This is a genomic window from Mesorhizobium sp. C264A (genome assembly GCF_040324515.1).
Taxonomy (GTDB): domain Bacteria; phylum Pseudomonadota; class Alphaproteobacteria; order Rhizobiales; family Rhizobiaceae; genus Mesorhizobium.
Map to the genome: position 1 here is coordinate 1,452,306 of NZ_JAMYVY010000001.1, position 25,738 is coordinate 1,478,043.

24 protein-coding genes and 1 tRNA gene are annotated in these 25,738 nt (G+C 62.0%); 17 read left to right on the forward strand and 8 right to left on the reverse strand.

Features of this window, described 5'->3' with window-relative positions:
* Positions 1-445 precede the first annotated feature (445 nt).
* The 5 genes from NKL04_RS07055 to NKL04_RS07075 all read left to right on the forward strand — a co-directional run bounded on the left by NKL04_RS07055 (position 446) and on the right by NKL04_RS07075 (position 6,847).
* Positions 446-1,705 (forward strand): N-acetylmuramoyl-L-alanine amidase, encoded by a 1,260-nt coding sequence (locus tag NKL04_RS07055; RefSeq protein WP_023702470.1) that lies wholly within the window; start codon positions 446-448, stop codon positions 1,703-1,705.
* 213 nt (positions 1,706-1,918) lie between these two features.
* Positions 1,919-4,375: a penicillin-binding protein 1A gene (locus NKL04_RS07060; RefSeq protein ID WP_023702469.1), complete on the forward strand. Its 2,457-nt coding sequence runs from the start codon at positions 1,919-1,921 to the stop codon at positions 4,373-4,375.
* A 130-nt stretch (positions 4,376-4,505) separates the two neighbouring features.
* Positions 4,506-5,637, forward strand: a protein-coding gene (prfB, locus tag NKL04_RS07065) for a peptide chain release factor 2 (RefSeq protein WP_155922402.1) whose coding sequence is annotated in 2 segments (ribosomal slippage) — positions 4,506-4,571 and positions 4,573-5,637 — 1,131 coding nt in all. Because the reading frame shifts where the segments join, the coding sequence is not laid out codon by codon here.
* 106 nt (positions 5,638-5,743) lie between these two features.
* Entirely contained in the window at positions 5,744-6,163 is a 420-nt protein-coding gene (locus NKL04_RS07070) for a GFA family protein (protein ID WP_023667475.1), read from the forward strand.
* A gap of 288 nt (positions 6,164-6,451) precedes the next feature.
* Complete coding sequence (locus NKL04_RS07075; protein ID WP_023667474.1) at positions 6,452-6,847, forward strand: hypothetical protein; 396 nt, start codon at positions 6,452-6,454, stop codon at positions 6,845-6,847.
* A 53-nt stretch (positions 6,848-6,900) separates the two neighbouring features.
* Here the strand turns inward: NKL04_RS07075 and NKL04_RS07080 are convergent, their stop codons facing one another.
* Positions 6,901-7,770, reverse strand: a complete 870-nt coding sequence (locus NKL04_RS07080; RefSeq protein WP_023667473.1) for an NmrA/HSCARG family protein — start codon at positions 7,768-7,770, stop codon at positions 6,901-6,903.
* Between the two features lie 103 nt (positions 7,771-7,873).
* Here NKL04_RS07080 and NKL04_RS07085 point away from each other — a divergent pair, with 103 nt between their 5' ends.
* From NKL04_RS07085 to NKL04_RS07100, 4 genes are all read left to right on the forward strand, one after another.
* On the forward strand, positions 7,874-8,764 hold the full coding sequence (locus NKL04_RS07085; protein ID WP_023681487.1) for a LysR family transcriptional regulator: 891 nt from the start codon (positions 7,874-7,876) through the stop codon (positions 8,762-8,764).
* A 147-nt stretch (positions 8,765-8,911) separates the two neighbouring features.
* Complete coding sequence (locus tag NKL04_RS07090; protein WP_023667471.1) at positions 8,912-9,280, forward strand: GFA family protein; 369 nt, start codon at positions 8,912-8,914, stop codon at positions 9,278-9,280.
* 151 nt (positions 9,281-9,431) lie between these two features.
* Complete coding sequence (locus NKL04_RS07095) at positions 9,432-10,082, forward strand: YiaD family glycine zipper/OmpA-like lipoprotein (RefSeq protein ID WP_023667470.1); 651 nt, start codon at positions 9,432-9,434, stop codon at positions 10,080-10,082.
* Positions 10,083-10,319: 237 nt separating this feature from the next.
* Complete coding sequence (locus NKL04_RS07100) at positions 10,320-10,928, forward strand: hypothetical protein (RefSeq protein ID WP_023702468.1); 609 nt, start codon at positions 10,320-10,322, stop codon at positions 10,926-10,928.
* Between the two features lie 236 nt (positions 10,929-11,164).
* On the opposite strand, the gene NKL04_RS07105 is transcribed toward NKL04_RS07100, so the two are convergent.
* Complete coding sequence (locus NKL04_RS07105; protein ID WP_023667468.1) at positions 11,165-11,434, reverse strand: DUF2798 domain-containing protein; 270 nt, start codon at positions 11,432-11,434, stop codon at positions 11,165-11,167.
* Between the two features lie 47 nt (positions 11,435-11,481).
* On the reverse strand, positions 11,482-12,366 hold the full coding sequence (locus NKL04_RS07110; protein ID WP_023702467.1) for an NmrA/HSCARG family protein: 885 nt from the start codon (positions 12,364-12,366) through the stop codon (positions 11,482-11,484).
* 119 nt (positions 12,367-12,485) lie between these two features.
* Between NKL04_RS07110 and NKL04_RS07115 the strand changes: the two genes are divergently transcribed.
* Complete coding sequence (locus NKL04_RS07115) at positions 12,486-13,379, forward strand: LysR family transcriptional regulator (RefSeq protein WP_023702466.1); 894 nt, start codon at positions 12,486-12,488, stop codon at positions 13,377-13,379.
* Between the two features lie 166 nt (positions 13,380-13,545).
* Here NKL04_RS07115 and NKL04_RS07120 read toward each other — a convergent pair whose 3' ends face one another.
* From NKL04_RS07120 to NKL04_RS07130, 3 genes are all read right to left on the reverse strand, one after another.
* Complete coding sequence (locus NKL04_RS07120) at positions 13,546-15,159, reverse strand: DEAD/DEAH box helicase (RefSeq protein ID WP_031196539.1); 1,614 nt, start codon at positions 15,157-15,159, stop codon at positions 13,546-13,548.
* 192 nt (positions 15,160-15,351) lie between these two features.
* Positions 15,352-16,119 carry an NAD kinase gene (locus NKL04_RS07125; protein WP_023681482.1) on the reverse strand — a complete coding sequence of 256 codons (768 nt, stop codon included), beginning with the start codon at positions 16,117-16,119 and terminating at the stop codon, positions 15,352-15,354.
* Positions 16,120-16,563: 444 nt separating this feature from the next.
* The gene (locus tag NKL04_RS07130; RefSeq protein ID WP_156951511.1) at positions 16,564-19,539 is read right to left on the reverse strand and encodes a caspase family protein; all 2,976 of its coding nucleotides are present in this window, start codon (positions 19,537-19,539) and stop codon (positions 16,564-16,566) included.
* Between the two features lie 285 nt (positions 19,540-19,824).
* Here NKL04_RS07130 and NKL04_RS07135 point away from each other — a divergent pair, with 285 nt between their 5' ends.
* The 4 genes from NKL04_RS07135 (at position 19,825) to NKL04_RS07150 (ending at position 23,837) form a co-directional block, all read left to right on the forward strand.
* Positions 19,825-20,859 (forward strand): extracellular solute-binding protein, encoded by a 1,035-nt coding sequence (locus tag NKL04_RS07135; protein ID WP_023688398.1) that lies wholly within the window; start codon positions 19,825-19,827, stop codon positions 20,857-20,859.
* A 97-nt stretch (positions 20,860-20,956) separates the two neighbouring features.
* Complete coding sequence (locus NKL04_RS07140) at positions 20,957-22,384, forward strand: amidase (protein ID WP_023688399.1); 1,428 nt, start codon at positions 20,957-20,959, stop codon at positions 22,382-22,384.
* 69 nt (positions 22,385-22,453) lie between these two features.
* Positions 22,454-23,143 (forward strand): TetR/AcrR family transcriptional regulator, encoded by a 690-nt coding sequence (locus tag NKL04_RS07145; protein ID WP_023702464.1) that lies wholly within the window; start codon positions 22,454-22,456, stop codon positions 23,141-23,143.
* Between the two features lie 166 nt (positions 23,144-23,309).
* Positions 23,310-23,837, forward strand: coding sequence for a DUF2569 family protein (locus tag NKL04_RS07150; protein WP_245260196.1), 528 nt, complete (start codon positions 23,310-23,312; stop codon positions 23,835-23,837).
* A gap of 127 nt (positions 23,838-23,964) precedes the next feature.
* Here NKL04_RS07150 and NKL04_RS07155 read toward each other — a convergent pair.
* Positions 23,965-24,040, reverse strand: a tRNA-Thr gene (locus NKL04_RS07155).
* A gap of 158 nt (positions 24,041-24,198) precedes the next feature.
* On the opposite strand from NKL04_RS07155, the gene NKL04_RS07160 reads away from it, so the two are divergent.
* The 3 genes from NKL04_RS07160 (at position 24,199) to NKL04_RS07170 (ending at position 25,287) form a co-directional block, all read left to right on the forward strand.
* Positions 24,199-24,366, forward strand: a complete 168-nt coding sequence (locus NKL04_RS07160; protein WP_023702463.1) for a hypothetical protein — start codon at positions 24,199-24,201, stop codon at positions 24,364-24,366.
* A gap of 163 nt (positions 24,367-24,529) precedes the next feature.
* Positions 24,530-24,778: a hypothetical protein gene (locus tag NKL04_RS07165; protein ID WP_023702462.1), complete on the forward strand. Its 249-nt coding sequence runs from the start codon at positions 24,530-24,532 to the stop codon at positions 24,776-24,778.
* Positions 24,779-24,978: 200 nt separating this feature from the next.
* Positions 24,979-25,287, forward strand: coding sequence for a BA14K family protein (locus NKL04_RS07170; RefSeq protein ID WP_023667455.1), 309 nt, complete (start codon positions 24,979-24,981; stop codon positions 25,285-25,287).
* A gap of 76 nt (positions 25,288-25,363) precedes the next feature.
* Here the strand turns inward: NKL04_RS07170 and NKL04_RS07175 are convergent, their stop codons facing one another.
* On the reverse strand, positions 25,364-25,726 hold the full coding sequence (locus NKL04_RS07175) for a hypothetical protein (RefSeq protein WP_245263552.1): 363 nt from the start codon (positions 25,724-25,726) through the stop codon (positions 25,364-25,366).
* Positions 25,727-25,738: the final 12 nt, after the last annotated feature.

The following is a 25,738-nucleotide window of genomic DNA, read 5'->3' on the forward strand; positions in this document are numbered from 1 at the left end:
CTTTTGAACCAAAGCCCGGACGAACCGGACCAGCTTGTTTGCTCATACAGAGCCGGCACGGGAACAAACCCGGCCGTTTTCCTCACGCAGGCGATTCCCCCGCCACGGGCGCACACCTGCGAAATTCGTCGCGATCACCTGAAGCCTTTTCGCTGGAGCGAAAGGAGCCGCCTTTCATCTGACCTGTAGCAGGAAGCTGCGGGAGAAGCGGTTCCAGGATTGCAGTGATCCACCATCGCTTTTATGATTTGACGGGGTGGAAGGCAACCCCGATTTCGGATGCCGGCAAAAAGCAGTGCCGTAACGGAAGCACAGGCCTTAATCCTCGATGAAAAGGCTTGGTTAACCTTCTCTGGATACCAATCGTTAATCGAGTCTGCGGCCTGACCGGCATTTCGACCAACCACGCGGGCGCAAGCGCCAAACCGGGAGCGACTGCAAAGAAATGGGACTGGCGGGCATCATAGACAAGGGCCATGGCCGTGCAGGCCGTTTCCTGCGCGCTGCCGGTGTGCTGTTGCTGCTGGCGCTTTGCCTTGCTTTTGCGCCGGTTTCACGCGCCGCCGATGCGCCACTCGGCGCCACCGCCTACAAGATGGCCGGCGACGCTACCAAGATGCGCATCGTCATCGATTTCGACCGCGAGCCCGACATCAAATGGTTCCTGCTGCGCGGCCCCAACCGGCTGGTCGTGGACCTGCCGCGCACCCGATTCGCCATTGGCGCGAAGGACGCCAAGGCCCGCGGCCTGGTCAAAGCGGTGCGTTATGGCGATCAGGGCGAGGGATCGCGGCTGATCCTGACCGGCAAGGGGCCGTTCTCGGTCGACAAGCTCGAGGTGCTCAAGAACGAGGACGGCGCAGGCTATCGCATCGCCATCGACATGTCGGCAGCCTCCGACCGCGAGTTCGACGAAGCCCTTGCCAACCAGGCGCTGACCACTGGCTCGACCGTCTCCACCGACAAGGGCTCCAGGGTCGGCACAGGGCCGATCTCCAATCCCGGGCATCGCTTCACCATCGTCATCGATCCCGGCCATGGCGGCATCGACGGTGGCGCCGAAGGCCTCAACGGCACCATCGAGAAGAACGTGACGCTGGCCTTCGCCACCGAATTGCGCGACAAGCTCGCCGCCGTCGCCAACTACGACGTGTTCATGACGCGCGATACCGACGAGTTCCTGCGGCTCGATGACCGCGTGCGCATCGCCCGGCAGCACGAGGCCGACCTTTTGATCTCGATCCATGCCGACACGATCAGCGTCAAGGGTATCAGAGGCGCCACCGTCTATACCGTCTCCGACAAGGCATCCGACCCGGAAGCGCAGGCGCTTGCCGACCGCGAAAACCTCTCCGACCAGTTCGCCGGCATGGTGATCAAGGACGACAACAAGGAAGTCACCGACATACTGATCGACCTGATCCGCCGCGAGACGCATAATTTCTCGATGAGCTTTGCCCACACTCTGGTCGGCCAGTTGTCCACCAGCGTCGGCCTGATCAACAATCCGCAGCGCTCAGCCGGCTTCAAAGTGCTGAAAGCGCCCGATGTGCCGTCGGTGCTGGTCGAACTCGGCTATCTCTCCAACGCCAAGGATGAGGCGCAACTGCTCGACGCCGACTGGCGCGGCAAGGCGGCGCAGAGCATCACCAACGCCGTCGCCCTGTTTGCCTCCGCCAAGATGGGAACGGGAACCGGAGGCTGAGATGGTCGCCGCCGCCCACGACCGGAGGCAGCGTTGCACGCCGACAACACCAGGCGCTTTTATTTCCGGTGGGGGATGCCGAAACCGGGCACTGCCGTATTTTGCCCACATGGTGGCGACATGGGTTTTCCATCACGGATCGGGACAGTTGCGAAGGCTTGCGCGAAAGGCGCCTTCGTCTAGGAAATTCCCGAACCTCGGACTGGAGCGGGCATGATTCGTCTTATCGGCTATTTCTTTGGTATCGGCACGACGCTGGCGCTTATGGTCGCCGCGGGCGTGGCGATATACATCAGCCATCTGTCGAAAGACCTGCCCGACTACGAGGTCCTGGCCAAGTACGAGCCGCCGGTGACGACCCGCATCCATGCTTCCGACGGCTCGCTGATGGCCGAATATGCGCGCGAACGGCGGCTCTATCTGCCGATCCAGGCGGTTCCGGACCGGGTCAAGGCGGCGTTCCTGTCGGCCGAGGACAAGAATTTCTACAACCATCCCGGCATCGACATCACCGGGCTTGGCCGCGCCATCTACGTCAACCTGCAGAATCTGGGTTCGGGCAGGCGCCAGGTCGGCGCCTCGACCATCACCCAGCAGGTGGCGAAGAACTTCCTCTTGTCCTCGGACCAGACCTACGAGCGCAAGATCAAGGAGATGATCCTGGCCTTCCGCATCGAGCAGGCTTATTCGAAGGACCGCATCCTTGAGCTCTATCTCAACGAAATCTTCTTCGGTTTCGGCGCCTATGGCGTTGCGGGCGCGGCACTGACCTATTTCGACAAGTCGGTCAACGAACTCACCGTCGCGGAAGCCGCCTATCTGGCGTCGCTGCCGAAGGGGCCCAACAACTACCATCCCTTCAAGCATGCCGACCGCGCCATCGAGCGCCGCAACTGGGTCATCGACCAGATGGTCGAGAACGGGTACGTGACGCGCGAGGAAGGCGACAAGGCCAAGGCCGAGCCGCTCGGCGTGACGCCGCGTCGCAATGGCTCCTATCTGTTTGCGGGTGAATATTTCACCGAGGAAGTGCGCCGCCAGATCATCTCGCGCTATGGCGAGAACGCGCTCTATGAGGGCGGCCTTTCGGTGCGCACGACGCTCGATCCGAAGATCCAGCTCATCGCCCGCAAGTCGATGCAGAACGGCTTGCTCAAATACGACACGCTGCGCGGCTATCGCGGACCGGTGACGCATATCGATGCTTCCGGCGACTGGGGCGTGGCGCTGGGCAACGTCAAGGGGCTGGAAGACGTGCCGGAATGGTCGCTTGCCGTCGTGCTCGACAGCTCGGCGACCGGCCTTTCCATCGGCCTGCAGCCGACGCGGCAGATTTCGGGCGATATCGTCAAGGAACGCGTCGAAGGCGCCGTCAGCAAGGAAGACATGAGCTTTGCCATGCGCCATGTGGTCGATGGCAAGACGGTCAAGGCCAAGTCTCCGGCCGATGTACTGCAGCCCGGCGACGTCATCTTCGTGCAGAAGAACGAAGGGTCGGAAGGCGCCTACACGTTGCGCCAGGTGCCGGAAGTGGAGGGCGGCCTGATCGCCATGGATCCACATACCGGCCGCGTGCTGGCCATGGTCGGCGGCTTCTCCTATGCGCAGTCGGAGTTCAACCGCGCCACGCAGGCGATGCGCCAGCCGGGATCGTCCTTCAAGCCGATCGTCTATTCGGCCGCGCTCGACAATGGCTATACGCCGGCCTCGGTTATCATGGACGGACCGATCACCATCCAGAGCGGCAACACGACCTGGACGCCGAAGAACTATGACGGCACGGTGGCCGGCCCCGCGACCTTGCGCTCCGGTATCGAAAAGTCGCGCAATTTGATGACGGTGCGGCTCGCCAACGACATGGGAATGAAGCTGGTGGTGGAATATGCCGAGCGTTTCGGCGTCTACGACCATCTGGCGCCGTATCTGCCGATGGCGCTGGGTTCCGGCGAGACGACGGTGATGCGCATGGTGTCGGCCTATTCGATCATGGCCAATGGCGGCAAGTCGATCAAACCCTCGCTCATCGACCGCATCCAGGACCGCTACGGCAAGACCGTGTTCAAGCAGGACGAGCGCGGCTGCGAAGGTTGCAATGCGCCCGAATGGAACAACCAGCCCGAACCGGAACTGGTCGACAATTCCGAGCAGGTGCTCGATCCGATGACCGCCTACCAGATCACCTCGATGATGGAAGGCGTCGTCCAGCGCGGTACCGGCGCCACCATCGCCGAGCTTGGCCGCCACATCGCCGGCAAGACCGGAACGACCAATGACGAGAAGGACGCCTGGTTCATCGGCTATACGCCGAACCTCGTCGTCGGCCTCTACATGGGTTACGACACGCCGCGCGGTCTCGGCCATGGCGCCACTGGCGGCGGTCTGGCGGCACCTATCTTCAAGGACTTCATGCGCGTTGCGCTGGACGGCACGCCGAATGTCGACTTCAAGGTGCCGGAAGGCATGAACCTGGTCGCGATCAACCGCAAGACCGGCATGCGTGCCGCGTCGGGCGATCCCGGCACCATCATCGAAGCCTTCAAGCCCGGCACCGGCCCAGCCGACAGCTATTGGGTGATCGGCATGGGCGCCGACGGGTCCAACGGCGCCGGCGGACCGCTATCGCCGCAGGCAACGGAAGCCATCCAGGCACCCGGCGGCGGACTCTACTGACGACCTGATTTTTTACGTCGAATGGGCTGGCTTGTTGAGCCGGCCCATTTCGCTTTACAGGCAGCAATGCCGTGCCTATGTATCGCGCCGACCCAAGCGCCACTTCGAAAACAGGACAGAACAACCAGCCATGCGCGCGGAAACGCAGAATATTGTCGACGAGATCAGGCAGGCGATCACCCTGCTGAGGAGGCATCTTTGACTGGGATCAGGCTATAAAGCGGCTTGAATACCTGAACGTGCGCGCCGAGGATTCCAGCCTCTGGAATGATCCGCTGGAAGCGCAAAAGCTGATGCGCGAGCGCCAAGGCCTCGAAGACGGGATCGCCGGCGTCAAAAGCCTGACTCAGGCGCTGGAAGACAATATCGGCCTGATCGAACTGGGTGAGGAAGAGGGCGACCAGAGCGTGATCGCCGAGGCGGAAGCAGCCCTCCGCTCGATGCAGGGCGAGGCCAAGGCCCGCCAGGTCGAGACGCTGCTGTCGGGCGAGGCCGACGCCAACGACACCTATCTCGAAGTCCATGCCGGCGCCGGCGGCACCGAGAGCCAGGACTGGGCCTCGATGCTTCTGCGCATGTACACGCGCTGGGCCGAGCGTCGCCGTTTCAAGGTCGAAGTGCTGGAAGTCCATGACGGCGAAGAGGCCGGCATCAAGTCCGCCACGCTCCTGATCAAGGGCCACAATGCCTATGGCTGGCTGAAGACCGAGTCGGGCGTTCATCGCCTGGTCCGCATTTCACCCTATGACAGCAATGCGCGCCGCCACACGTCCTTCTCCAGCGTCTGGGTCTACCCGGTTGTCGATGACAGGATCGAGATCGACGTCTCGGAATCCGATGTACGCATCGACACCTACCGCTCATCCGGTTCGGGCGGCCAGCACGTCAACACCACGGACTCGGCGGTTCGCATCACCCATATCGCCACCGGCATCGCGGTTGCCTGCCAGGCCGAACGCTCGCAGCACAAGAACAAGGCGAAGGCCTGGGAAATGCTGCGCTCGCGCCTTTACGAGGAAGAGCTGAAGAAGCGCGAAGCGGTGGCCAATGCCACAGAAGCGTCGAAGAGCGACATCGGCTGGGGTCACCAGATTCGTTCCTATGTGCTGCAGCCCTACCAGTTGGTGAAGGACCTGCGCACCGGCGTCGAGAGCACCAGCCCGTCGAGCGTGCTCGACGGCGACCTCGACGACTTCATGGAAGCCTCGTTGTCGCAGCGCATCGAGGGCGGTGCCGGTGAAGCCGTGGCCGACCTCGACTAGGATATGTTCATATTCAGCTGAGGCCGGCCTGCGAATGGATGATACCTGCGCTTCCGCCACTTTCTTGAATAAGAACATCCCTTGGCGGGGGAGCGAAGGAGGAACCATGACTCGCAGGCTCACCGGCAAATGCTTTTGCGGCACGGTTCAGTATGAAGTGGCGGACGAGTTCGTCTATGCCGCGATCTGCCATTGTTCGAACTGCCGGCGCACCACAGGTTCCGCCTTCAAGCCCTTCGCCGGCATCGAGCGCGAGAAACTTGCCCTTGCCGAAGGGCATCACGGGCTCATCCATTTCGGCGATGACAGCGGCCACGATGCGCATTGCAGCCGCTGCGGCTCGTTGCTGTATTCGCTGGTCCGCGACGGCGCCTATGTCCATGTCGCCATGGGCACGCTGGTCGACGATCCGACGATCCGGCCGACCGCGCACATCTTCGTCGGCTCCAAAGCGCCATGGTTCACCATCGCCGACGACTTGCCGCAATATGAAGGGCATGTGGTCGCCGGTCCAGGCGAAGTATAGGCTGGAACCACATTCGGCCAATCCCGTTGTTTCGATGCCCGTCTGCCGGGAGTTGAGCCTGGCCTTGGATCTCGTCAGCGGTTGCAGATAGCGGCGTAGATGTGGCGGCCTCGCGCAGCAACTTCTTGCGCCAGCCTAGGAATCAGCCCAGCATCCGAGGGCTGGAAGAGAAAAAGCATTTATGGCCGGACGCGGCATATCTGCGACCTGACGATCCGGCCACTGGGAAGACACGTTCCGGGAACGGGCAAGCGAAACGCTTGATGCTCGTTTGAAAGGAACGCTTCCATGTCTGCTGCCACTCTCCGATCGGCCAGAGCCGTTCAACCGGCTGGCCGACTCCTGTTTTCCTTGTTCGTGACCCCGATCTTTGCAATCGCGATGCTTGCTGCGGTGCTGACCGCACCCGCCTTCGCCCATGACGCCAAGCCTACGGCGGCGAAGCCGCAAGGCTGGAGTTATCCCTTCGCCTGCTGCGCAAACTACGACTGCCGTACCACCCATACCGGCGAGGTGCTGGAAAAGCCGGAGGGCTATGTCATCGCCGGAACGGGGGAGGTCGTGCCGATGAGCGACAAGCGGGTCAAGGACTCACCCGACGGCGATTTCCACTGGTGCGCGCACCAGGCCGGCCTCGACGCAGGCAAGACGATCTGCCTGTTCGTGCCACCGCGTTCCTACTGAGTTCTGTTGGCAGTTCTCATCGGAAGCCGGCCTTGGTGCTGAAGGCGCTTGCGTCAGACGGAAGCAGCGAGTGCTGAGGCGAAGTCGCGATACGGCCGCAGTGGGCGACCCAGAAGTGCCGTCAGGCGCTCGACGTCGCCGGTCTCGGGCAGCATCCCGTCGGTAAAGAAACGCTCGCCCATCAGGCGCATGTCGTAGGCCATCCAGGCGGGCAGGAACTGCTTGAGATTTTGCTCAAAACCCTCCGTATTGTCGCCGCTGTAGCTGATCGGGCGGGCGAGTACGTCTGACCAGATTGCGGCAATGTCCGTCCCGGTCAGTGTCTGCGGACCGACGAGGTTGATCCTCTCGAACGCAAGCGGCTCCTTGGACCGTTCGCGACGCAGCAGCTCAAGAGCGGCGATCTCGGCGATATCGCGGGCATCGATCATGGCGAGACCCTTGGGGCCGATCGGCATTGGGTAGGTGCCGTAGCCGGTGATGACGTCTTCGACCGTCAGATCGTTCTGGATGAAGTAGGCCGGGCGCAAGATCGTAGCTTTGAAGTCCATCTGTTCGATCATTCGCTCCACGCCGAACTTGCCCGCGAAATGCGGCACGTTCACATAGACGTCAGCGTGGATCACCGAGAGATAGACGATCCGCTCGATGCCGGCCGATCGGGCGACATTCAAGGCGATCAAAGCCTGGGTGAATTCGTCCGGCACCACGGCGTTCAAGAGGAACAGCGTGGAAACGCCAGACATGGCTTTGCGCAGCGAATCGACATCGAGAAAGTCGCCTTGCACGACGGATACGCCTGCCGGAAAACTGGTTTTCGACGGATCGCGCACGAGAGCACGCACATCGGCGCCGCGCTTGGCGAGCTGTTCGACGACTTGGCGGCCGATATTGCCGGTGGCGCCGGTAACGAGAATGGTCATGGAATTTCTCCTGTTGGGTTGCTTGACAGCCCCAATATGTGTGGCTCACAAAGAGCCCAGTAGACGGCAATTTTAGACACGTCGTCTCACTGGTGGGACAGTCATGGATCTTTTAGCCCTTGCCGATTTTAACCTCGTGGCTCGCCATGGCGGCTTCGGCAAAGCGGCAAGGTCCACCGGCCGGCCCAAGGCAACATTGTCCCGGCGCGTTGGCGAATTGGAAAGCAGTCTCGATCTGCGTCTGTTCGAACGGGGTGCGCGTAACCTGAAGCTGACCGAAGAAGGACGGGCGCTCTTCGAGCGGACGGGGGCGTTGCTTGCCGAGCTGGACGAGACGGCATCGGCGATTGCCTCGGGCGGCCAGAGACCCAAGGGCAGATTGCGGATCAGCGCGCCTTTGCATTTTTCGCAGACTGCAATGGGGAGGATCGCCGCGGGATTTGCCCTGAGGTATCCTGAGGTGAGGCTTGAAGTGACCACCGAAGACCGGCATGTCGACATGATCGAGGAAGGCTACGATCTGGTAATCCGGGTCAATCCGGATCCCGATGAAAGCCTGGTCGGACGGGCGTTTCTCCGCGACCGCCTGGTCGTTGTGGCGAGCCCGGACCTTCCTCGCCCGGCCGATGGGCTCGCCGCTCCTGGCGTTGCGCGCGGGACGGGCGAGCGGCAAACATGGCAGGTGAAGACACCAGGTGGCCGGGCAACACTTAGAATCGAGCCGGTCCTCGCCTTGTCGACGCTCATCATGGTCCGGGATGCGGTGCGAGCCGGCATCGGCGCAGGACGGCTTCCCATTTCGTTGGTGGCCCACGACCTGGCTGACGGCACACTGGTGAATTGGGGGGATATTGACGGCCCCGAAATTTCTCTATGGACGCTCTACCCCTCCCGGCGGCTGCTCAGCGCGCGCGTGTCGGCGTTCCTGGATTTTCTGAAACAGGCTTTCCCAAACGGGACGCCGGACGAACTGGCCGCCTATATCGGCAGGTGACGACGATTGGGAGGTGACGACGGGCCTGCTTCAGCCAGAGCGCCGCTCGGCTCGATCGACCGGAGCCTGCTGACAGACAGTTGTCAGGAGCCTTCCTTTATGGTGCCTTGCCGCATGGGTGGCGGGCAACGGAGAGGAAAGCTTTTCATGACCATCAAGGCCAGCTGTCATTGCAAGGCGACGACGTTCGAGGTTTCGCAGGCGCCCGAGACGGTAACACAATGCACCTGCTCGTTCTGCTCCAAGCGCGGTTCGCTGTGGGCTTACTACGTTCCGTCGCAATTCAAGCTCACCAGCTCGCCGGAAAACGTTTCCTTCTATCAATGGGGATCGAAGACCGTCAAACACGGGTTTTGCGCCATTTGCGGCTGCGGCACCTTCACCGAAACGCCGGACTGGTCGACCGGAAAACCGGACTTCGACAATCCCAAGATCTCAGTCAATTCGCGGCTGTTCGACGATTTCGACCTCGACAAGGTCGAGGTGGTCGTCATTGACGGCAAGAACCTCTGGTAGGCCAGCACCAGCCACCGAAGCGGAAGTGTGGCGCGAGCGGGGAGAAGCCGCTTTCGCCGCTCGGTTTTTCGCCGCATTTCATGTTACAAGACCGGAGAAGGGCTTATATGCGCGAGCCGCAAAGGCCGCGCTTTGGAGAGGGACGATCCTTATGAAAAAGACTGTGCTCGTCGCCGTTGCGACGGCTGTGCTGGTGAGTGCCTGCACCACGACCGATCCGTACACCGGGGAGCAGAAGGTTTCGAACACCGCAGCCGGCGCCGGCCTTGGCGCCCTGGCGGGCGCGGGCCTCGGCCTGCTTGCCGGCGGCAATGACCGCCGCAACGCGCTGATCGGCGCCGGTATCGGCGCGCTGGCCGGCGGCGCCATCGGCGCGACCATGGACCAGAACGAGGCTGAACTGCGCCGCCAGCTCGAAGGCACCGGCGTCAGCGTCACCCGCACCGGCGACCAGATCATCCTCAACATGCCGTCCGACATTACTTTCAACGTCGACCAGGATGCGGTGAAGCCCGGCTTCTACCAGGTGCTGAACTCGGTTGCGCTGGTGCTGAAGAAGTTCAAGCAGACCACGGTCGACGTGTTCGGCCATACCGATTCGACCGGTGGCGACGAACACAATTTCGATCTGTCGCAGCGCCGCGCATTGGCGGTCGCCAACTATCTCTCAGGCCAAGGTGTCGATTCGCGCCGCTTCGCCGTCACCGGATTCGGCAAGACCCGTCCGATCGCGTCCAACGGAACGGCGGCCGGCCGTGCGCAGAACCGGCGCGTCGAGATCCAGCTTTCGCCGCTGACCTGAATTGTTCGGCATCGAAATGCGAAGGCGGCCCCCGCAAGGGGCCGCTTTCTTTTTGGGCTCCTGTGGTCCGCCAAAAGGTCTAATGCATTAGAGATTTCTAATAATCCCTTTCCGGAGACCTTTGAAGGGATTAGCATTGGCGCGGTTCCAGAGGGGATGGGGCGATACAAACGGCCGCGCAGTCACTTAGTCGGCCCCGGTCCTGCACGGCCAGATAAGGAAATCTGGGAGGAATGCATGACAAGAACAGCTCGTCTTGGGCGCTGCGGCGTCCTCATTTTGACAGGTCTGGCCTCAGCTTGGTGCGCAGCCGCCACGGCTCGAGCCGAGGACGCCAACAAAGCCGACATCGAAGCTTTGAAGAAATCGCTCGCCAAATATGAGGACTACACGGTCGCCGTCCGCGACCTTTATCTGTCGACTGTCGGGTGTGTCTATTACAGCGGGGACAGGATCGAGGGCGCAATGGACTATCCGAAGGGCGCTATGGGCATCCATTTCGTCAACGTCCCGAGTGTCGGTCAGAAACTCGATCCGATGCGCCCCAATGTGCTGATCTACGAGCCGACCAAGAAAGGCTTGAGATTGGTTGGCGTGGAATGGCTGGTGCCCCTGACGCCAGACACCAAGGAACCTCCAAAACTATTTGGCCAGACCTTCATGGGACCGATGGAAGGGCACTATCCGCTCATTCCGAGGGAGTTCGTCCACTACGACCTTCATGCTTGGCTGTTCAGAGACAATCCGAACGGCATGTTCAGTCCGACCAACCCGAACGTGAAATGCAGCAAGGCAGAGTTTCCGATGCTGGAAAAACCGACCAAGATGATGCCCGGCCCGATGTGACGGACGGGCCAGGATAGGAGCGTGCCAAGAGTGCAAGCTGGCCGGCTGCATTTGAGAGCGCTCGGGATCAGGTTCGGAGGACGATCGGCATGAGGGCTGGCGCGCAGGAAGGCTGCCCGCATGAAGACAGGTATCTGGTCGCAGAAGCCGACAATGGCGCTGCGAGCCGTCAGTCGAAGGTAAAAGCGGCCCGCAAGGGCCGTTTTGTTTGGCATGTCGGACCCTGTAATCAAGGCCTACGAGGTCGGCTGATCGACAATTGCCGCAACGATACGGCGCACGATCGGCAAGACCAGCAGCAGACTTGGAAAGCCCACTAGCCATGATGCTCCCCATGCATACGGCCAGGTCGCCACGAAACCGGTTGTCCAGCCCGCATTGATCAGCGTCGCTACCGCGGAAACAATGCACGACATCAGGATGGAAAGAACGAATGGCATCACCAGCGCATTGTAAGAGGCCGGTAGCTTTCTCGATTTCAAAACCTTGTGGGATGACGGTCGCATCACCTATCTCCTTCTCGAAAAGTGAAAGTATGCGCGGCTGAGCGCAGTCAGGCGGCCTGCGCCATTTGCTGGGCCAGGTTCCGAATAAAGCCGCGCAACGAACGCGGTTCGCGGCCCAGGGCGGCGCGCAATGTCAGACTGTTTCCGCCAAGGCCATAGTGGGCATAGTGGGCGTATATTTTGGCCAGCACCTGCATTTGGCGGTCATTGTAGGGAAGGCGTGCCTCGGCCGCCCACTCGCCAAATGTCGGCTCACCAGAAGAGATGGGTCGGCCAAGTTCCTCACTCATCATCGCAACGATGTCTTCCCGGCTGTGCATGCCGTCAGCGCACAGATCGAGGGTCGCGTAGGACAATCGCGCTTCGGTTAGGGCGATCGCCGCCACCTCAGCGACATCGCGGTAGTCGACGCGGGCCAGCTTCGCCGTCTTTGGAAACGGTTCCGAGAAAACACCATGTTCAACGACGGACGGCCAGGCCGCTGCGAGGTTCTGCATGAAATTGGCAGGGTGCAGAATCGTATATTCCATCGTCGTCGAGTAGAGAGCAGCCTCGACAGGCACCTTGCTGGCATGGTTCTTCAGTCGCGTATTGGTAGGCTGGATCACCGACGAGAAGACGAACTTTCGAACTCCTGCTCGCGTGGCGGCCTCAACCATGGCAACGCCCATGGCTGCTTCATCGGGAGCAAATGCCGGCCCAATGTGAAAGACGCCGTCGACGCCCTCGACCGCCCTTTCGAGGCTCTGACGATTTCGCAAATCTCCTGTCGCAACCTCGGATGCCCCTAGCTTCCGGGCCTTTTCGGCATTCGCAGGGTCGCGAACGAGCGCTCGAACATTGGCATTGCGTCGGACAAGTTCAGGCACGACAAGTCCCGCAACTCGGCCTGTGGCACCAACGACCAGAACAGTTGGATTGGCTACTTGCATGACGATTCCCTTCCATCAAGCCTGTCCTCGCGGGACAACTTGCAGAGAGGTACGACGTCGCAATTGTCGTTACAATTACCCGTTTTTGCGATATATTATGTCGAAGATCGGGAGAATACATGAGCCGGATGGACGATTTCGAGGCTTTCATCGCGATCGTCGAGCATGGAAGTCTGACGACTGCCGCACATCGGCTGAACCGCTCGCTGCAGTCGGTCAGCCGGTCCCTGGCGGCACTGGAGGAATCAGTCGGCGTCGAGCTGATCCACAGGACAACGCGTCGCTCGACACCGAGTGAAGTCGGAGCAGCCTTTTTCAACCGGATCAAACCGGCGGTCGACGAAATAAACGACGCAAGACTTCAGGCGATCAATCAACGATCGGAGCCGGCAGGCGTCCTGCGCATCGGGGCGCCGGTTCTGTTTGGCCCGAACGTCCTGATGCCTGTCATCGCGGAATACATGAGGACATTTCCTCGGGTCGAGGTCGATCTTCAACTTTCCGATGGATTTGCCGATCTTGGCGCCGAAGGTCTCGACCTGGCAATACGTATCGGCGATTTGCCGGATTCCAACTTGAAAGCCAAACGCCTGGGGGCGTTGCGGCGCGTTGTGTTCGGCGCGCCTTCCTATTTCGCGCGGTGCGACCGGCCGGCCCATCCCTTCCAGCTGAGTGAGCACAGTTGCATCATCAGAACCGCTAACGAGCGTCCAGGTGAATGGACGTTTCAGATCGACGGGAAACCCCGGACCGTGAAGGTCGCAGGCGCTTTTCGCTCCAATCTGATGACCTCGGTCTATGCCGCCGCAATCCACGGACTGGGTTTGGGCTTCTCGCCTCTGTGGCAGATAAGACATTTGGTCGACGACGGTCTCGTCGAACTGGTTTTGACGGAATTCGAGCCGGCACCGGTGCCGATCCATGCCTTGTGGCAGGAAGGCCGGTCATCTTCGGCCAAGGTTCGGGCATTTCTGGATTTATTGGCATCCCGCCTGGAACTCAAAAGCCTGTAGCATCGACGGGTATTTGAAGCGCTCCAGGCCGGAAGAGATCGGGCAGATCGAGCCTGTCTTGCGATTACCGCGCATGGCGCTGATTGATCCTGAGCGGGCTCCAGATCTCGCATCCCAATCGCGTCCAGGAAAGCCGCGCGTCCTCGGGACGCCGCGGCTCATGGAATCAGACCTTGGCGACGATCTTCATGAAGGCCGGCATGTCGTCGCCGAAGCCGACGGTGCCGTCATTGTCTTCACCGCGGTTGTTGCCGCGGGCAGGGCGGCTGTTGCTGGCGCGCTGCGGCCTTGTGTCGCCGCGTTCCGGGGCGCGGTTCTCGTTGTTGCGATCGGAGACCTTGCGGTCGCTGTTTTCGGAGCGGATCGCTTCCTTGCGCTGATGCCGTTCGCCGATGTCGGCGACCGCGGCCTCGGCTACCACCGGCTGTTCCTCGCGCGCGGCATCTGCCGCTGGCGCGTCGTCGCTGCGCTTGGCATGGCGTTCGCGCGGCTTGCGCTCGCCACCCTCCTTGCGATCATGGGCCTTGCGGTCCTCGTCCTTGCGGCCGGCGCGGCGCGGAGCGCCACGGCCACGGCGGGGCGCTTCGTCCTCGCCGCCTTCGCTGGCGACCACGGTCGACAGGTCGCCGTCATGCCACTCGATCTTGTTGCCGATCAGCCGCTCGATGGCGTCGATGTATTTGGTGTCGGACTTGGTGGCGATGGTGAAGGATTTGCCCGAGCGTCCGGCGCGGCCGGTGCGGCCGATGCGGTGGACATAGTCTTCGGCGTGGATCGGCACGTCGTAGTTGAAGACGTGGCTGACGTCGGGAATGTCGAGGCCGCGCGCGGCGACGTCGGACGCCACGAGATAGCGCAATTTGCCATCGCGGAAATTGGCCAGCATCTGCATGCGGGCGCGCTGGTCCATGTCGCCATGCAGGGCGCCGGCGTCGAAATCATACTTCAGCAGCGAGCGGAACAGCTCCGCGACCTCGACCTTGCGGTTGCAGAAAATGATAGCGTTCTTCAGCTCGGCGTCTTCGGCCTTTATCAGATTGCGAAGCGTCTCGCGCTTGTCCCACGGCTTGGAGCCGGACTTGACCAGGCGCTGGATGATGTTGGTGGCAGCGGATGCCGCCTTGGAAACCTCGACGCGCACCGGCGCATGCAGGAACTTCTCGGTGAGCTTGGTGATCTCCGGCGGCATGGTCGCTGAGAAGAACAGCGTCTGCCTGGTGAACGGGATCATCTCGCAGATGCGCTCGATGTCGGGGATGAAGCCCATGTCCAGCATGCGGTCGGCCTCGTCGATGACGAGGATCTCGACGCCGTTGAGCAACAGCTTGCCGCGCTCGCGGTGATCGAGCAGACGGCCGGGCGTGGCGATCAGCACGTCGGCGCCGCGCTCCAGCTTCTTGTCCTGCTCGTCGAAGGAGACGCCGCCGATCAGCAGCGCGATGTTGAGCTTGTGGTTCTTGCCGTATCTGATGAAATTCTCTTCGACCTGCGCGGCGAGCTCGCGCGTCGGCTCGAGGATCAGCGTGCGCGGCATGCGGGCACGGGCCCTGCCTTTTTCGAGGCGGGTCAGCATCGGCAGCACGAAGGAAGCCGTCTTGCCGGTGCCGGTCTGTGCTATGCCCAGAATATCCTTGCCGAGCAAGGCATGCGGGATGGCGCCAGCCTGGATCGGCGTCGGCACGGTGTAGCCCGCATCGGTGACTGCGGAAAGGACCTTGGGCGACAGGCCGAGGTCTGAAAAGGTCAACGCTTCTAGAGCGGTCGTGGTGTCTGAGGACAAGAGTTGCTGTCTTTGGCTGGTTCGGGGAAGCGCAACGGCATCCGTCGCGGCAAGCACAGCGTGCCTGCAAGATTGGTATTGCGATTAGGCGCAAGCCCGCGATTTGTCAACAGAAACGGGCGGGATTGGCACGATTGTGAAAACGTAAGCTTAATCGCGATGCTTAATTAGGTAGTCACTCTTTGCGCCGGCTCAATAGCGGAACTGCTCGGCGAGAATGCGTTCGTTCCACGAATGGTTGGGATCAAACAGCAGCGTTGCCGTCGCAGTCGGCGATTCGCGGACCGTTACGGAAGCCACCGCCTTGACCTCGGTGTGGTCGGCGGCGGTGTTCACCGGGCGCTTTTCCGACTCCAGAATATCGAAGCGTACGGTCGCCTTGTTTGACAACAAGGCACCCCGCCAACGGCGCGGCCGGAACGGGCTGACCGGGGTCAGCGCGAGCAACGGCGCATCCAGCGGCAGGATCGGCCCGTGCGCCGAAAGATTGTACGCGGTGGAGCCGGCCGGCGTCGCGATCATCACGCCGTCGCAGTTCAGTTCCTCGATGCGGACCTGCTCGTCGACGGTGATGCGGATCTTTGCCGTCTGGTAGGACTGACGCCACAGCGCCACCTCGTTGATGGCGAGTGCCGAAACCGTCTCGCCCTCATGCGTCAACGCCAGCATTTCCAGCGGGCGGATCGTTTCGGCGACGGCGGCCGCGATGCGCTCGGTGAGGCCCCCGACGCGGTACTCGTTCATCAGGAAGCCGATGGTGCCACGGTTCATGCCGTAGACCTTCTTTCCCGTGCTCATCGTGTCGCGCAAGGTCTGCAGCAGGAAGCCGTCGCCACCCAGTGCCACCACCACCTGGGCGTCGTCGAAGGATGCCTGGCCATAGCGGGCCGACAGGCTCTCCATCGCCGCCTTGGCATCGGCAGTGTCGGAGGAGACGAAGGCGAGATTGGCTTTGCTCATGACATTCCGATGGCGGTCGGCCGATGGCGGTCGGCGGCGGTTGCGTGGGGTAGCATGGGCAAGCGCATCTGCAAAGGGAGGCATCGTCCGGGCCAGTTGCGGCCGCGGCGAAACGAAATCGGCGGCTCGCGCTTCATGTCGCCGGAACGGCGAATGTGATGGTTAAGTGCGAGCTTAAGCACTCGTAAAGCCTGATCGATCATGTTAGCCGACAGAGGATGGGTGGCTGGGGGGCTAGCCAGTCGAGACCTGTCTATTGCCGGTGACACGCCTGATTATCGTCTTCCTTGTGATGGGAAGTTTCGCCCTTCTCTTTGCGGAGCTTGTGCGGCAGTCCGAAGACATGAGCTCCAGGCCGATGGCCTCACGCTGCGGCGGCGCCGGCGTGCCATGCCCGCAAAACGCATTGTAGGCGAAGCCAATCCGCCAACGACGATCCGTCGCCTACTGCCCGACAATCCTCAGATTGGCGTTGCCGTAGAATGTGTAGGCGAGATAGGTCGGATCGCCGGTCCGGTAGAATTCTCTGCGGACATCCTGCAGGATCTCGGCCAGATAGACCGGCCCGTCCTTGATCCGCGTGCTGATGCCGCCATAGAAATCGGTCGAGAAGGCCGCTGCCGCGCGGTCGGTCAGTGGCCACATGCCGCCGATGAAGCCGGAAGCGCCGCCCGCCAGCACCGCCGGACCCCAGCCCTGCACGAAACCGCCGAGCATCTGCGAACGGCCGGTGTCGCAGGCGTTGAAAAAGTAGAACGGATTGCCCTTGCCATGCGCGGCCGCGACCAGCGCGGCCCATGTATCGGGGTCGAGCGACTGGTCGACGAGATCGATGGCAAAGACCGGCCGGCCACTGCTCGGCTGGTTGACCTCGCCATGACCGGAGAAATGAATGAAACCGGTCGAGACTTCACCGACCAGTTTCTCGAAAGAGGTGAAATCGCCATCGAAGCGGCGGTAGCCGTAAAGCTTGCTCAGCGCCGCGATCTCGTCCTGCTGAAAGCGCAGCGAGCGCTTGTCGAGATAGGAGGGCGCGACGGCCGCGACGCCGGTGAAGGTCATGCGGTCGAGCGGGTTGTCGACCTGTGAGGCACTGCTGCGCGGAGCCCAGCGCGCCAGCCGGTAGCCCATGCCGAGAAAACCGTCGGCGACGGCGCCGTCGGCGCTGCGCGGGCGGATCAATTCCCAGGGCAGCGTCGGGCTGTTCGAGGTGATCTGGATCGAATGGAGTTCGCCTTTGCCGCGCAGCGACCAGAACACGTCCTTGAACGGTTTCGGCACATAGTCGCGGTAGAGCGCATCGCCAAAACCTTCGGCGGCGAGCGTGACAAAGCGCTTTTGCGCCCCCGTATCGCTGCTTGCGGCAGGCTGCTGCAGCGAAACGGCGCCGCGCAGGCTCAATCCGAGCTGCAGCAGGCGGCGGTATTCGGAGTCCAGCCATGCCGCCATCTCAGGTGGCGTCGAGAACGTATCGGTCACCGGACCGGCCAGATGCGGCGAATGGATGATGATCTGCCCCGAACCCAGCCCGCTCGGATCGTCATAGAGGATGGTCACGTCGAGATCGGGGACGTCATCGCCGGCTGCGCCGCCGAGCGTCACATTGCCAGTTACCGCCGGCTGCGGCGCCGCTGCGGCCAGCATCAGCATGGCAGGTGCTGCGGAGCGTTCGGCTGTGGCGCTCAGAGCGGCTGCCTCGACAGGCGCGGTGCGGCGAATGATAACCGACCGCGATGCCGATCCCAGGAACCTCTCGGCGCTGTAGGTGCGCGCGATGAACTGGGCCGGCTTGCTGTCCTTGGCGATCGGCCGCGCCTTGACGTCGAAGCGGACGAAGTCGCTGTCGCCCTGGCGGTAGAGCGTCGTCCGTCGGCTCCATTTGCCGCCGTCAGCGAGATCGAAGCCGGAGGCGAACAGATCGATATCGATCGGCCATTGCTCGGTTCCCGCCGGCATCGCCATGGCCAGGGCGCCATCTTCCGTCACCGACGAGCCCGGCGCTGCCTTCACCTTCACTTCGGGCGTGAATTGCTCTTCGGTAAGGGCGATCGAAACGGTCACCGTCTCGCCGGCGACAATCTCATCCGGCGCATCGATGGTTGGATGGCGCACCACCTCGACAGCGCCCGTCTCGGGTTGTGGAAGGGCGCCGCCGGAAGGAGGGCTTTGCGCCTGGTCGATGGGCGGCGGCGCTGGTTTCGGTGGCGCCTGCGCCTCCGGCGGACTTTCGGCGCCGGTCGCGGGTGGCGGGGCCGATGTCATGCCGTCCTCAGGGGGGATCCCTGCCTTATCGGGGGGCGGTTCGGCGCCGGTGGCTCCGCCATCCTGCGGATAGGTCCCGCCGAGATTGTTCTGGGCAGCGGCCACAGCTGCGTCTTCAAGACGTTGCTTTTCCTCTTCGTATCGTTGCCGAGCCTGCTCTTCCTGCAATTGGCGCTGCTGTTCCTGGCGTTTGTATTCCTCGTAGAGCGCCGCCTCCTTGGCGCTGTCGCCCATCGCGGCATCGGGACTGCCGGAGCCCGGTGCAACGTCCATGGGGTAGGGCTCCTGACCGCTGCCATCGGCGTAGTCGCTGCCATCAGGCTCCCAACCGCCACTCCCGGAGATGTAGCCGCCGCTCGCCATCGCCGGCGGTGCCGGTTCCGGCACAAGCGGCAGCGCCGGTGCCGCGCCGGCCACCTGGTCCGGCGTCAGCACAAAGGCAGCGTCTGCCGAGCGGCCATATGCCATCCATGGCCACTGGGCGCCTGACGTTTTGTCGATAGTGGTTTGCCTGACCGAGGCGAGGATGATGGCTATGTCCGCGCCGCGCTTGACCAGCGCAGCGGTGAGCGCATCGGCAAATACGGTGACGGGGCGGGCTTCGCCCAGTGCAACGGTTCCGGGCTTGGCCGACAGAGCGACGATGGCGTGGGTGAGGGGATCGACCGCCGCCAGACCCTGCATCACGCCGGAAGTAGGGTTGTGGCCATCGCCGGGATTGTCGAGCAGAACCACCTTCAATGTCGGGGTTGCCTCGAGCGCCTGCATGAACAGATCGAGGGGCAATGCCGTCTGGTCGACCGTTTCCTTTGAATCGATCCGGGTGCCGCGCGTCAGTAAATAGTTCCTGCCGTTGGCCTGCGCGGTGTGGCCGACATAGTAGAAGATGCCGACGGAGTCCGGTTTGGCCAGGGATTGGGCGAAATCATGCATGGCGCGCGCGACATCGGCGCGGTCGCCATCCGACACCTGCCGGACGGTGAAGCCAAGCGATCGTAGTGTCGCTGCAACGAGTTCGGCACTGAGGTCGGCGTTGGCGATTGCCGGTGAGCCCTCAGAGGCCGGATTGGCGACAACCAGCGCTATCCGCTCTTCGCCGCGCGCAGCGGAGAAGAGCGCCATGGTCATCAGCAGCACGACCGCCAGAAAAAGGCGCATGACCGTGATCCAAGCCCTGCAGGCTGCGGCGCTCACGCCACGGCTTGCCCCAATTCATCAATGGCCCATCCTTGACCATATCATGTCGGCTTCGCCGGCGCACTGCCGGTGCCGATGATGCAGTTGTGTCGCTAAAAGATATTGACTGTATGTTTAGTAATTAATACCGTTGCCCGAGATACCGAGTTGGTCAGCCGGCATTCGCCGGTGAATGATCACCAGGACGAAGGGAACTTAGGGACTCGAGGCGCAATCCCGCCGGTCCCAACAATGGGAGACACAAGCATGCAGTTGAAATCGACCGCCACGGCGCTCGGCCTGTCGCTGCTGGCGATGACCGGCATTGCCCGCGCCGAGGGCGAACTCCAAATCTACAATTGGGGCAACTACACCAGCCCGGACCTGATCAAGAAGTTCGAGGAAACCTACAAGGTCAAGGTTACCGTCACCGACTACGACTCCAACGATACGGCTCTGGCCAAGGTCCGCCAGGGCGCTTCCGGCTATGACATCGTCGTTCCATCGGCCAGCGTGATGCCGATCTGGATCAGCGAAGGCCTGCTCTTGGAAACCGATCCCAACACGATGGAGAACTTTAGAAACGTCGATCCGAGATGGGTCGACGTGCCGTTCGACCCCGGCCGCAAATATTCGGTGCCGTGGCAATGGGGCACGACCGGCATCTCGGTCAACAAATCGGTCTATGCGGGCGATCCGAACACCTCGGCGATTTTCCTCGATCCGCCGCCGGAACTCGTGGGCAAGATCAATGTCGTGCCCGAAATGGGAGACATCATGTTCCTCGCCATTGCCTATGAGGGCGGTAAGTACTGCACCGACGACAAGGTGCTTTTGAAAAAGGTGCATGACAAGCTCATCGAGGCGAAAGCGAAATGGCTGTCGCTCGACTATGCGGCCGTCGACGGTCTCGGCAGGGGCGACATTGCCGCCGGCGTCAACTGGAACGGCATATCGCTGCGCGAGCGGCTGGAGAACGACAAGATCGTCTACGGCTATCCCAAGGAGGGCTTTCCAATCTGGATGGACAATGTCGCGGTGCTCAAGGATGCCAAGAACGTCGAGAACGCCAAGCTCTTCCAGAATTTCATCATGGACCCCAGGAATGCAGCGATGATCTCGGCCTTCGCGCACTACGCCAATGGCATCAAGGGCTCCGAGCCCTTCCTGCCGGCCGATATGAAGGGCGCGCCCGAAGTGGATGTTCCGGCCGAATTTGCCGACAAGGGCCAATTCATGTCGGCCTGTCCCGCCGACGTCCAGGCGCTCTACACCAGGATCTGGACCGATCTGCAGAAATAGCAGCGCCGCCGGCCGAAGCTGACCAACATCGGGCCGCGCATCGCGGCTCGGCCATCCCCAATGCCAGATGCCGTAAAGCCGCCGCGGGAGATTTTTTATGTCCGATCTCGACCTTTGCTACATGCCGGCCAGCGAGGCGTTGCGGCTGTTCAAGGCGAAGAAACTGTCGCCTCTGGAACTGATGCAGGCCACCATCCGCCGCGCCGAGGCAACCAAGGCGACGATCAACTGCCTCACCTTCACGCATTTCGACGAGGCGATGGATCTCGCCAGAAAAGCCGAGGCGAAATACGCCAGAGGCGCCAGGACCGGCGCGCTCGAGGGCCTGCCGATCGGCATCAAGGATGAGAGCTACATCAAGGGCAAGCCGACCTCGCATGGCTCGCTGCTGTCCGGGGACGCCATTGGCGGCCATACCTCGACCATGAACGAGCGTGTCATGAAGGCCGGCGGCATCGTCCACGCCCGCACCGCGACGCCCGAATTCAGCTGCGCCGGTTATACCTGGTCGAAGCGCTGGGGCGTCACGCGCAACCCCTGGAACCCGGATTTCACGCCGGGCGGTTCGTCGGGCGGTTCGGCGGCAACGCTGGCCTCCGGCACGTCGTCGATCGCAACCGGCTCGGACATAGCGGGCTCAATCCGCATCCCTGCCTCGGCCTGCGGCCTGGTCGGCTTCAAGCCGCCTTACGGCCGCAATCCCGATGAGCCGCCGTTCAATCTCGATTTTTTCTGCCACACCGGGCCCTTGGCCCGAAACGTCGGGGATGCGATCCTGCTGCAGAACGTCATGGCCGGGCCGAGCCCGCTCGACATCGCCACGCTGCGCCCGAAACTGCGCCTGCCGCTCGACTACAAGCCGATCAAGGGTTGGAAGATCGCATTCTCCATGGATCTCGGGTCCTTCGAGGTGGATGCGGACGTGCGCAAGAACACGCTCGCTGCCTGCGATGTGTTCCGCTCGCTCGGCGCCACCGTCGAGGAGGTGGACCTCGGCTGGGGCGACGAGGTGCTCAAGGCCGGCATGGCCTATCTCGAACATCTCTTCGGCGCCTCGCTGTCGCCGCTGCTCGCCAAGAACGGCAAGGACATGACCAGCTATGCCAGGCAGTTCGCGCAGGACGGGCAGAAGTCGAAGGCGACGGATTTTGTCGCGACGCTCGATGTGGCGGCCAGGATGTACCTGACGCTGGGGCCTTTGCTGGAAAAATACGACGTGCTGATCTGCCCGACCAATGCGCTTCCCGCAGTGCCGGCGGAATTCGATCAGACCAAAGGCAAGGTCGAGATCAATGGACGAGAGGTGAACCCGTCGCTGGGCTGGGTGATGACGACGCCGTTCAACATGCTGAGCCGCTGCCCGGTTCTGTCGATCCCGTCGGGCCGCGCCGCCAACGGCGTGCCGACAGGCATCCAGATTGTAGGCCGCACCTATAGCGACGCTGACGTGTTCCGGGCGGGTATGGCCTATGAGACGGCTCGTGGTCAGTGGTACACGAATGCCGGGACACGCCCGGCGCTGTGAGTCCGCAGGGCGCCGGCATGCCAAGGCAGCGGCGGGATGTTTCGGCCGCCGGGGAAAGGCCTGACGACAATGGCGCAACGCATAGCCACTCCGGATGCGGGAAAAAGCAAGGCGGCCAAGGGTGCGGCGAACGACGCCGCGCCCAAGGACCGCCGGCGCGAGCGCGGCGAAGCGAGCGTCCAGCGCATCATCGACGCCACCATCGAGCTCATCGCGGAGGAGGGGCTGGCCAGCGTCACCATGCAGCGCATTGCCGAGCATGTCGGCTCGTCCAACGCACTGGTGGTCTTTCATTTTCGCAGCAAGGAGAACCTGTTCCGGGCCGTCCTGCAATATCTCAGCGAGCAATATGACGCGCTGTGGCTGACGCTGGTGCGGGCGCCCGGCCTGTCGCCGGTGGAGCGGGTGTTGGGCGCGGTCGATTGCGCGCAGCGCTTTGCCCGGCAGCATCCGAAATGGGTCTCGGTCTTCGTCGTGTTTTCCAGCGACCGCAAGAGCATGCAGATCTACAATGAAATCGGCCTGCCGAGCGATCTCGCCTACACGGCCGAAGCGCGCGAGCTGCTGATCGAGATTTCACGCAGCGGCGGTTACACCGGCGTCGACATAGACACGCTGTCGGAGAGCCTGAACTATCTGGTGCATGGCGCCTGGTATTGGGACCATCTCAACCCGTCCAGCCGCGACACCGACGTGCTGCGCAAGACCATGCTGCTCCTGCTGCACCAGGCCTTTCCGCGGCATTTTGACTTGGGGTGAGATGCGGCCATTGCGAGCGACGAAAGCGTCCTCTGCAAACCTAAACCCGAAAATCTCTACGATGCCTTGATCTCTGTAAAAACGCTTGCACAATCCAGAGGTGCGAGCTAAACAACCCAGGGATGCATTCGAGGGTGGGTAAATGTGGCATTGGGCGATACTTCTGTTGCTGATTGGCGTGCCGGTTTTCTTCGCCGTCCGGTCGTCGCGCAAATCCTCACAGAGCCCAGATGACCTCGTGGGGTTCGGCGGCTGGCTGATCCTGCTGGCGATCAGCCTGTCCCTTTCGCCGTTGCGCACACTTGTCGATATGGCCAGTCTGGTCAAAACCTACCAACAGCTTGTTACAGTGCCCAACGGGGCCTTGGCCATCTATGGCGAGGCAGCCCTCAATCTGGCATTTCTGGTGCTTCAGCTGGTCGTGCTTGTTTCGATGCTGCGGCGAAGCCACCGCTTTCCGCAGCTGTTCATATGTCTGTGGTTCGCGATCCCTCTCTTGTTCGTACTGGACACAGTTTGGATATCGACTGTGCTTGGTGTCCCGGTAAACCGTTTGCTTGCCGGAGGAGCTCTGGTTACACCTTTGGCATCCTTCATAGTCACAGGGATCTGGGCCGCCTACGTCTACAGGTCGGTTAGGGTGAGGAACACGTTCGGCGATACGGCAGCCATACAGGCTGCCACATTTTCCTAGAAGGTCCGACGGCTGCGAGTTGGCCTGATGTCGTGCTGCCAGCTCCGCCGAATAGAACCGTCGGCAGTCCTCCTTCGTCTAACGAGCTTTGGGTGGCCTGCCACCCGAAGCTCGAAGAGCGAAGGGGTGGTGCCCCCGGACGGAATCGAACCGCCGACCTTCGGTTTACAAAACCGCTGCTCTACCAGCTGAGCTACAAGGGCACGGCGCTCCGGTTAGCATATTTCGTGCGCCAGTAAAGACAAAACTCCGTTTTCGATCGCTAATGGACCCCGCCGAGGTGGGCGGGCCGCCATGCTGAAAACCGCCAATGCGATCCCTACATATCTCTCACGTGCAAACGCATCGAACGGGGTGTCGCATGATCAGACTTGTCATCATCCTGCCGCTTGTCGTCATCGCCTGGTTTCTCGTGGTGGAGCTCATCAAGGATGTGAAGAGCGCCAAGATCGACTGGACCGGCGTCGCCACCATCATCGGCTTCATCGTGCTGGCCTTCTGGCTGCGGCACGTTACGGGCATGGGGTGACGGGAGCGAATAGCGAATAGGGAGTAGCGAATAGGGAAGTCTTAACTCCCGAAAGCCATTTCGCTACTCGCTACTCGCTACTCGCTGAAACCTTCGAACCTTTCGCCGCACCGCGACGACTGATCTCCAGAGGCGAATGGTCGCCTCGACCAGGGAGATCATCATGTTGAAGCGCACTCTTACGTCAGGCCTCGTCGCCATTCTCGTCGCCACCGGCGCGCTCGCCGGCACCGTGCAGTCGTCCTCCGCTCACAGCCACCACCATCATCACAAGCACCACGACAAGCCTTGGTGGTGGTGGAACCACCACCACAAGCACCACCACCACGACAAGCCTTGGTGGTGGTGGAACCACCACCACAAGCACCACCACCACAAGCATCATCATGGCAAGGTGATCATCTTCCTTTGAGCGAGACGACCGCCTCGCGGAAAGGGCGGCTTCGGCCGCCCTTTTTTGCTTGGCCTCGATAGCGATGAAACCGGCACGCAGCAGATTTTTGCCGGACCCGAGAAGAAATCTCAAAAACCTTCGAACCTTTTTTCTCGTCGCGACGACCCATCATCAAGAGGCGGATGGATCGCCTCTCGCAACGAAACAAGGAGATCGTCATGTTCACGCGCAAAATCGCTTCCGCTCTTATCGCCAGCACCGTCGCCGCCACCTCGCTGGTCGGCACCGTCCAGCCGTCGGCCGCCCACAGCCATCACCACAACCGCGAAATCGGCATCGGCATCGCCGCCGGCGTCGGCGGGTTCGTGCTCGGCAGCCTGCTCAACCAGCAGCCCCGCACCGTCTATGTCGACGACGAGGGTGGCTCCTGGCACGTCCGCCGCTGCGCCAACCGCTACGCCAGTTACGATCCGTACTCCGACACCTATGTCGGCTATGACGGCTACCGCCACTATTGCCGCCTTTAGGAGGAGGCACCCCCACACGGAAAGGAGGGGCTGTACGCAGCCCCTCCTTCCTGATTTGAGCGCGCCGCGGTGCGGGCTACGGTTCGGAGATCGGCAATCCCGCTGCACGGCAGATGCGGGCAACACTCGCATTCTGCGATTGATCGCCCATGGCGATGAGTTCGAAGCTGCTTCCTTCATCCGGATAGATCTTGGCGGCGAACGGTTGGTCTGTTGTATGACCACCGGACGACGTCTTTGCAGCGACATGGCCGCAGACCAGGATTTCGCGGCGGCCGTCGAGCGTTCGCTCGCCGGCACGCATCTGCCCGAATCTGGCGGATACAGGATCCTGCAAATGCTGGCGAATGCCGATCGTGATTGTCTCCTCCAAAGCGAGCGAGATCGGAATCTCGCTGACTTGCTGGGAGACAGGGGCGGGTTCGGGCGCCGTCGCCACGCATCCGCACAG

What these genes read in the sequence shown, in the direction of transcription:
- NKL04_RS07055 (WP_023702470.1), top strand. Translation starts at nt 446, where the DNA reads ATGGGACTGGCGGGCATCATAGACAAGGGCCATGGCCGTGCAGGCCGT.
- NKL04_RS07060 (WP_023702469.1), top strand. Translation starts at nt 1,919, where the DNA reads ATGATTCGTCTTATCGGCTATTTCTTTGGTATCGGCACGACGCTGGCG.
- NKL04_RS07070 (WP_023667475.1), top strand. Translation starts at nt 5,744, where the DNA reads ATGACTCGCAGGCTCACCGGCAAATGCTTTTGCGGCACGGTTCAGTAT.
- NKL04_RS07075 (WP_023667474.1), top strand. Translation starts at nt 6,452, where the DNA reads ATGTCTGCTGCCACTCTCCGATCGGCCAGAGCCGTTCAACCGGCTGGC.
- NKL04_RS07080 (WP_023667473.1), bottom strand. Translation starts at nt 7,770, where the DNA reads ATGACCATTCTCGTTACCGGCGCCACCGGCAATATCGGCCGCCAAGTC.
- NKL04_RS07085 (WP_023681487.1), top strand. Translation starts at nt 7,874, where the DNA reads ATGGATCTTTTAGCCCTTGCCGATTTTAACCTCGTGGCTCGCCATGGC.
- NKL04_RS07090 (WP_023667471.1), top strand. Translation starts at nt 8,912, where the DNA reads ATGACCATCAAGGCCAGCTGTCATTGCAAGGCGACGACGTTCGAGGTT.
- NKL04_RS07095 (WP_023667470.1), top strand. Translation starts at nt 9,432, where the DNA reads ATGAAAAAGACTGTGCTCGTCGCCGTTGCGACGGCTGTGCTGGTGAGT.
- NKL04_RS07100 (WP_023702468.1), top strand. Translation starts at nt 10,320, where the DNA reads ATGACAAGAACAGCTCGTCTTGGGCGCTGCGGCGTCCTCATTTTGACA.
- NKL04_RS07105 (WP_023667468.1), bottom strand. Translation starts at nt 11,434, where the DNA reads ATGCGACCGTCATCCCACAAGGTTTTGAAATCGAGAAAGCTACCGGCC.
- NKL04_RS07110 (WP_023702467.1), bottom strand. Translation starts at nt 12,366, where the DNA reads ATGCAAGTAGCCAATCCAACTGTTCTGGTCGTTGGTGCCACAGGCCGA.
- NKL04_RS07115 (WP_023702466.1), top strand. Translation starts at nt 12,486, where the DNA reads ATGAGCCGGATGGACGATTTCGAGGCTTTCATCGCGATCGTCGAGCAT.
- NKL04_RS07125 (WP_023681482.1), bottom strand. Translation starts at nt 16,119, where the DNA reads ATGAGCAAAGCCAATCTCGCCTTCGTCTCCTCCGACACTGCCGATGCC.
- NKL04_RS07130 (WP_156951511.1), bottom strand. Translation starts at nt 19,539, where the DNA reads ATGCGCCTTTTTCTGGCGGTCGTGCTGCTGATGACCATGGCGCTCTTC.
- NKL04_RS07135 (WP_023688398.1), top strand. Translation starts at nt 19,825, where the DNA reads ATGCAGTTGAAATCGACCGCCACGGCGCTCGGCCTGTCGCTGCTGGCG.
- NKL04_RS07140 (WP_023688399.1), top strand. Translation starts at nt 20,957, where the DNA reads ATGTCCGATCTCGACCTTTGCTACATGCCGGCCAGCGAGGCGTTGCGG.
- NKL04_RS07145 (WP_023702464.1), top strand. Translation starts at nt 22,454, where the DNA reads ATGGCGCAACGCATAGCCACTCCGGATGCGGGAAAAAGCAAGGCGGCC.
- NKL04_RS07160 (WP_023702463.1), top strand. Translation starts at nt 24,199, where the DNA reads ATGATCAGACTTGTCATCATCCTGCCGCTTGTCGTCATCGCCTGGTTT.
- NKL04_RS07165 (WP_023702462.1), top strand. Translation starts at nt 24,530, where the DNA reads ATGTTGAAGCGCACTCTTACGTCAGGCCTCGTCGCCATTCTCGTCGCC.
- NKL04_RS07170 (WP_023667455.1), top strand. Translation starts at nt 24,979, where the DNA reads ATGTTCACGCGCAAAATCGCTTCCGCTCTTATCGCCAGCACCGTCGCC.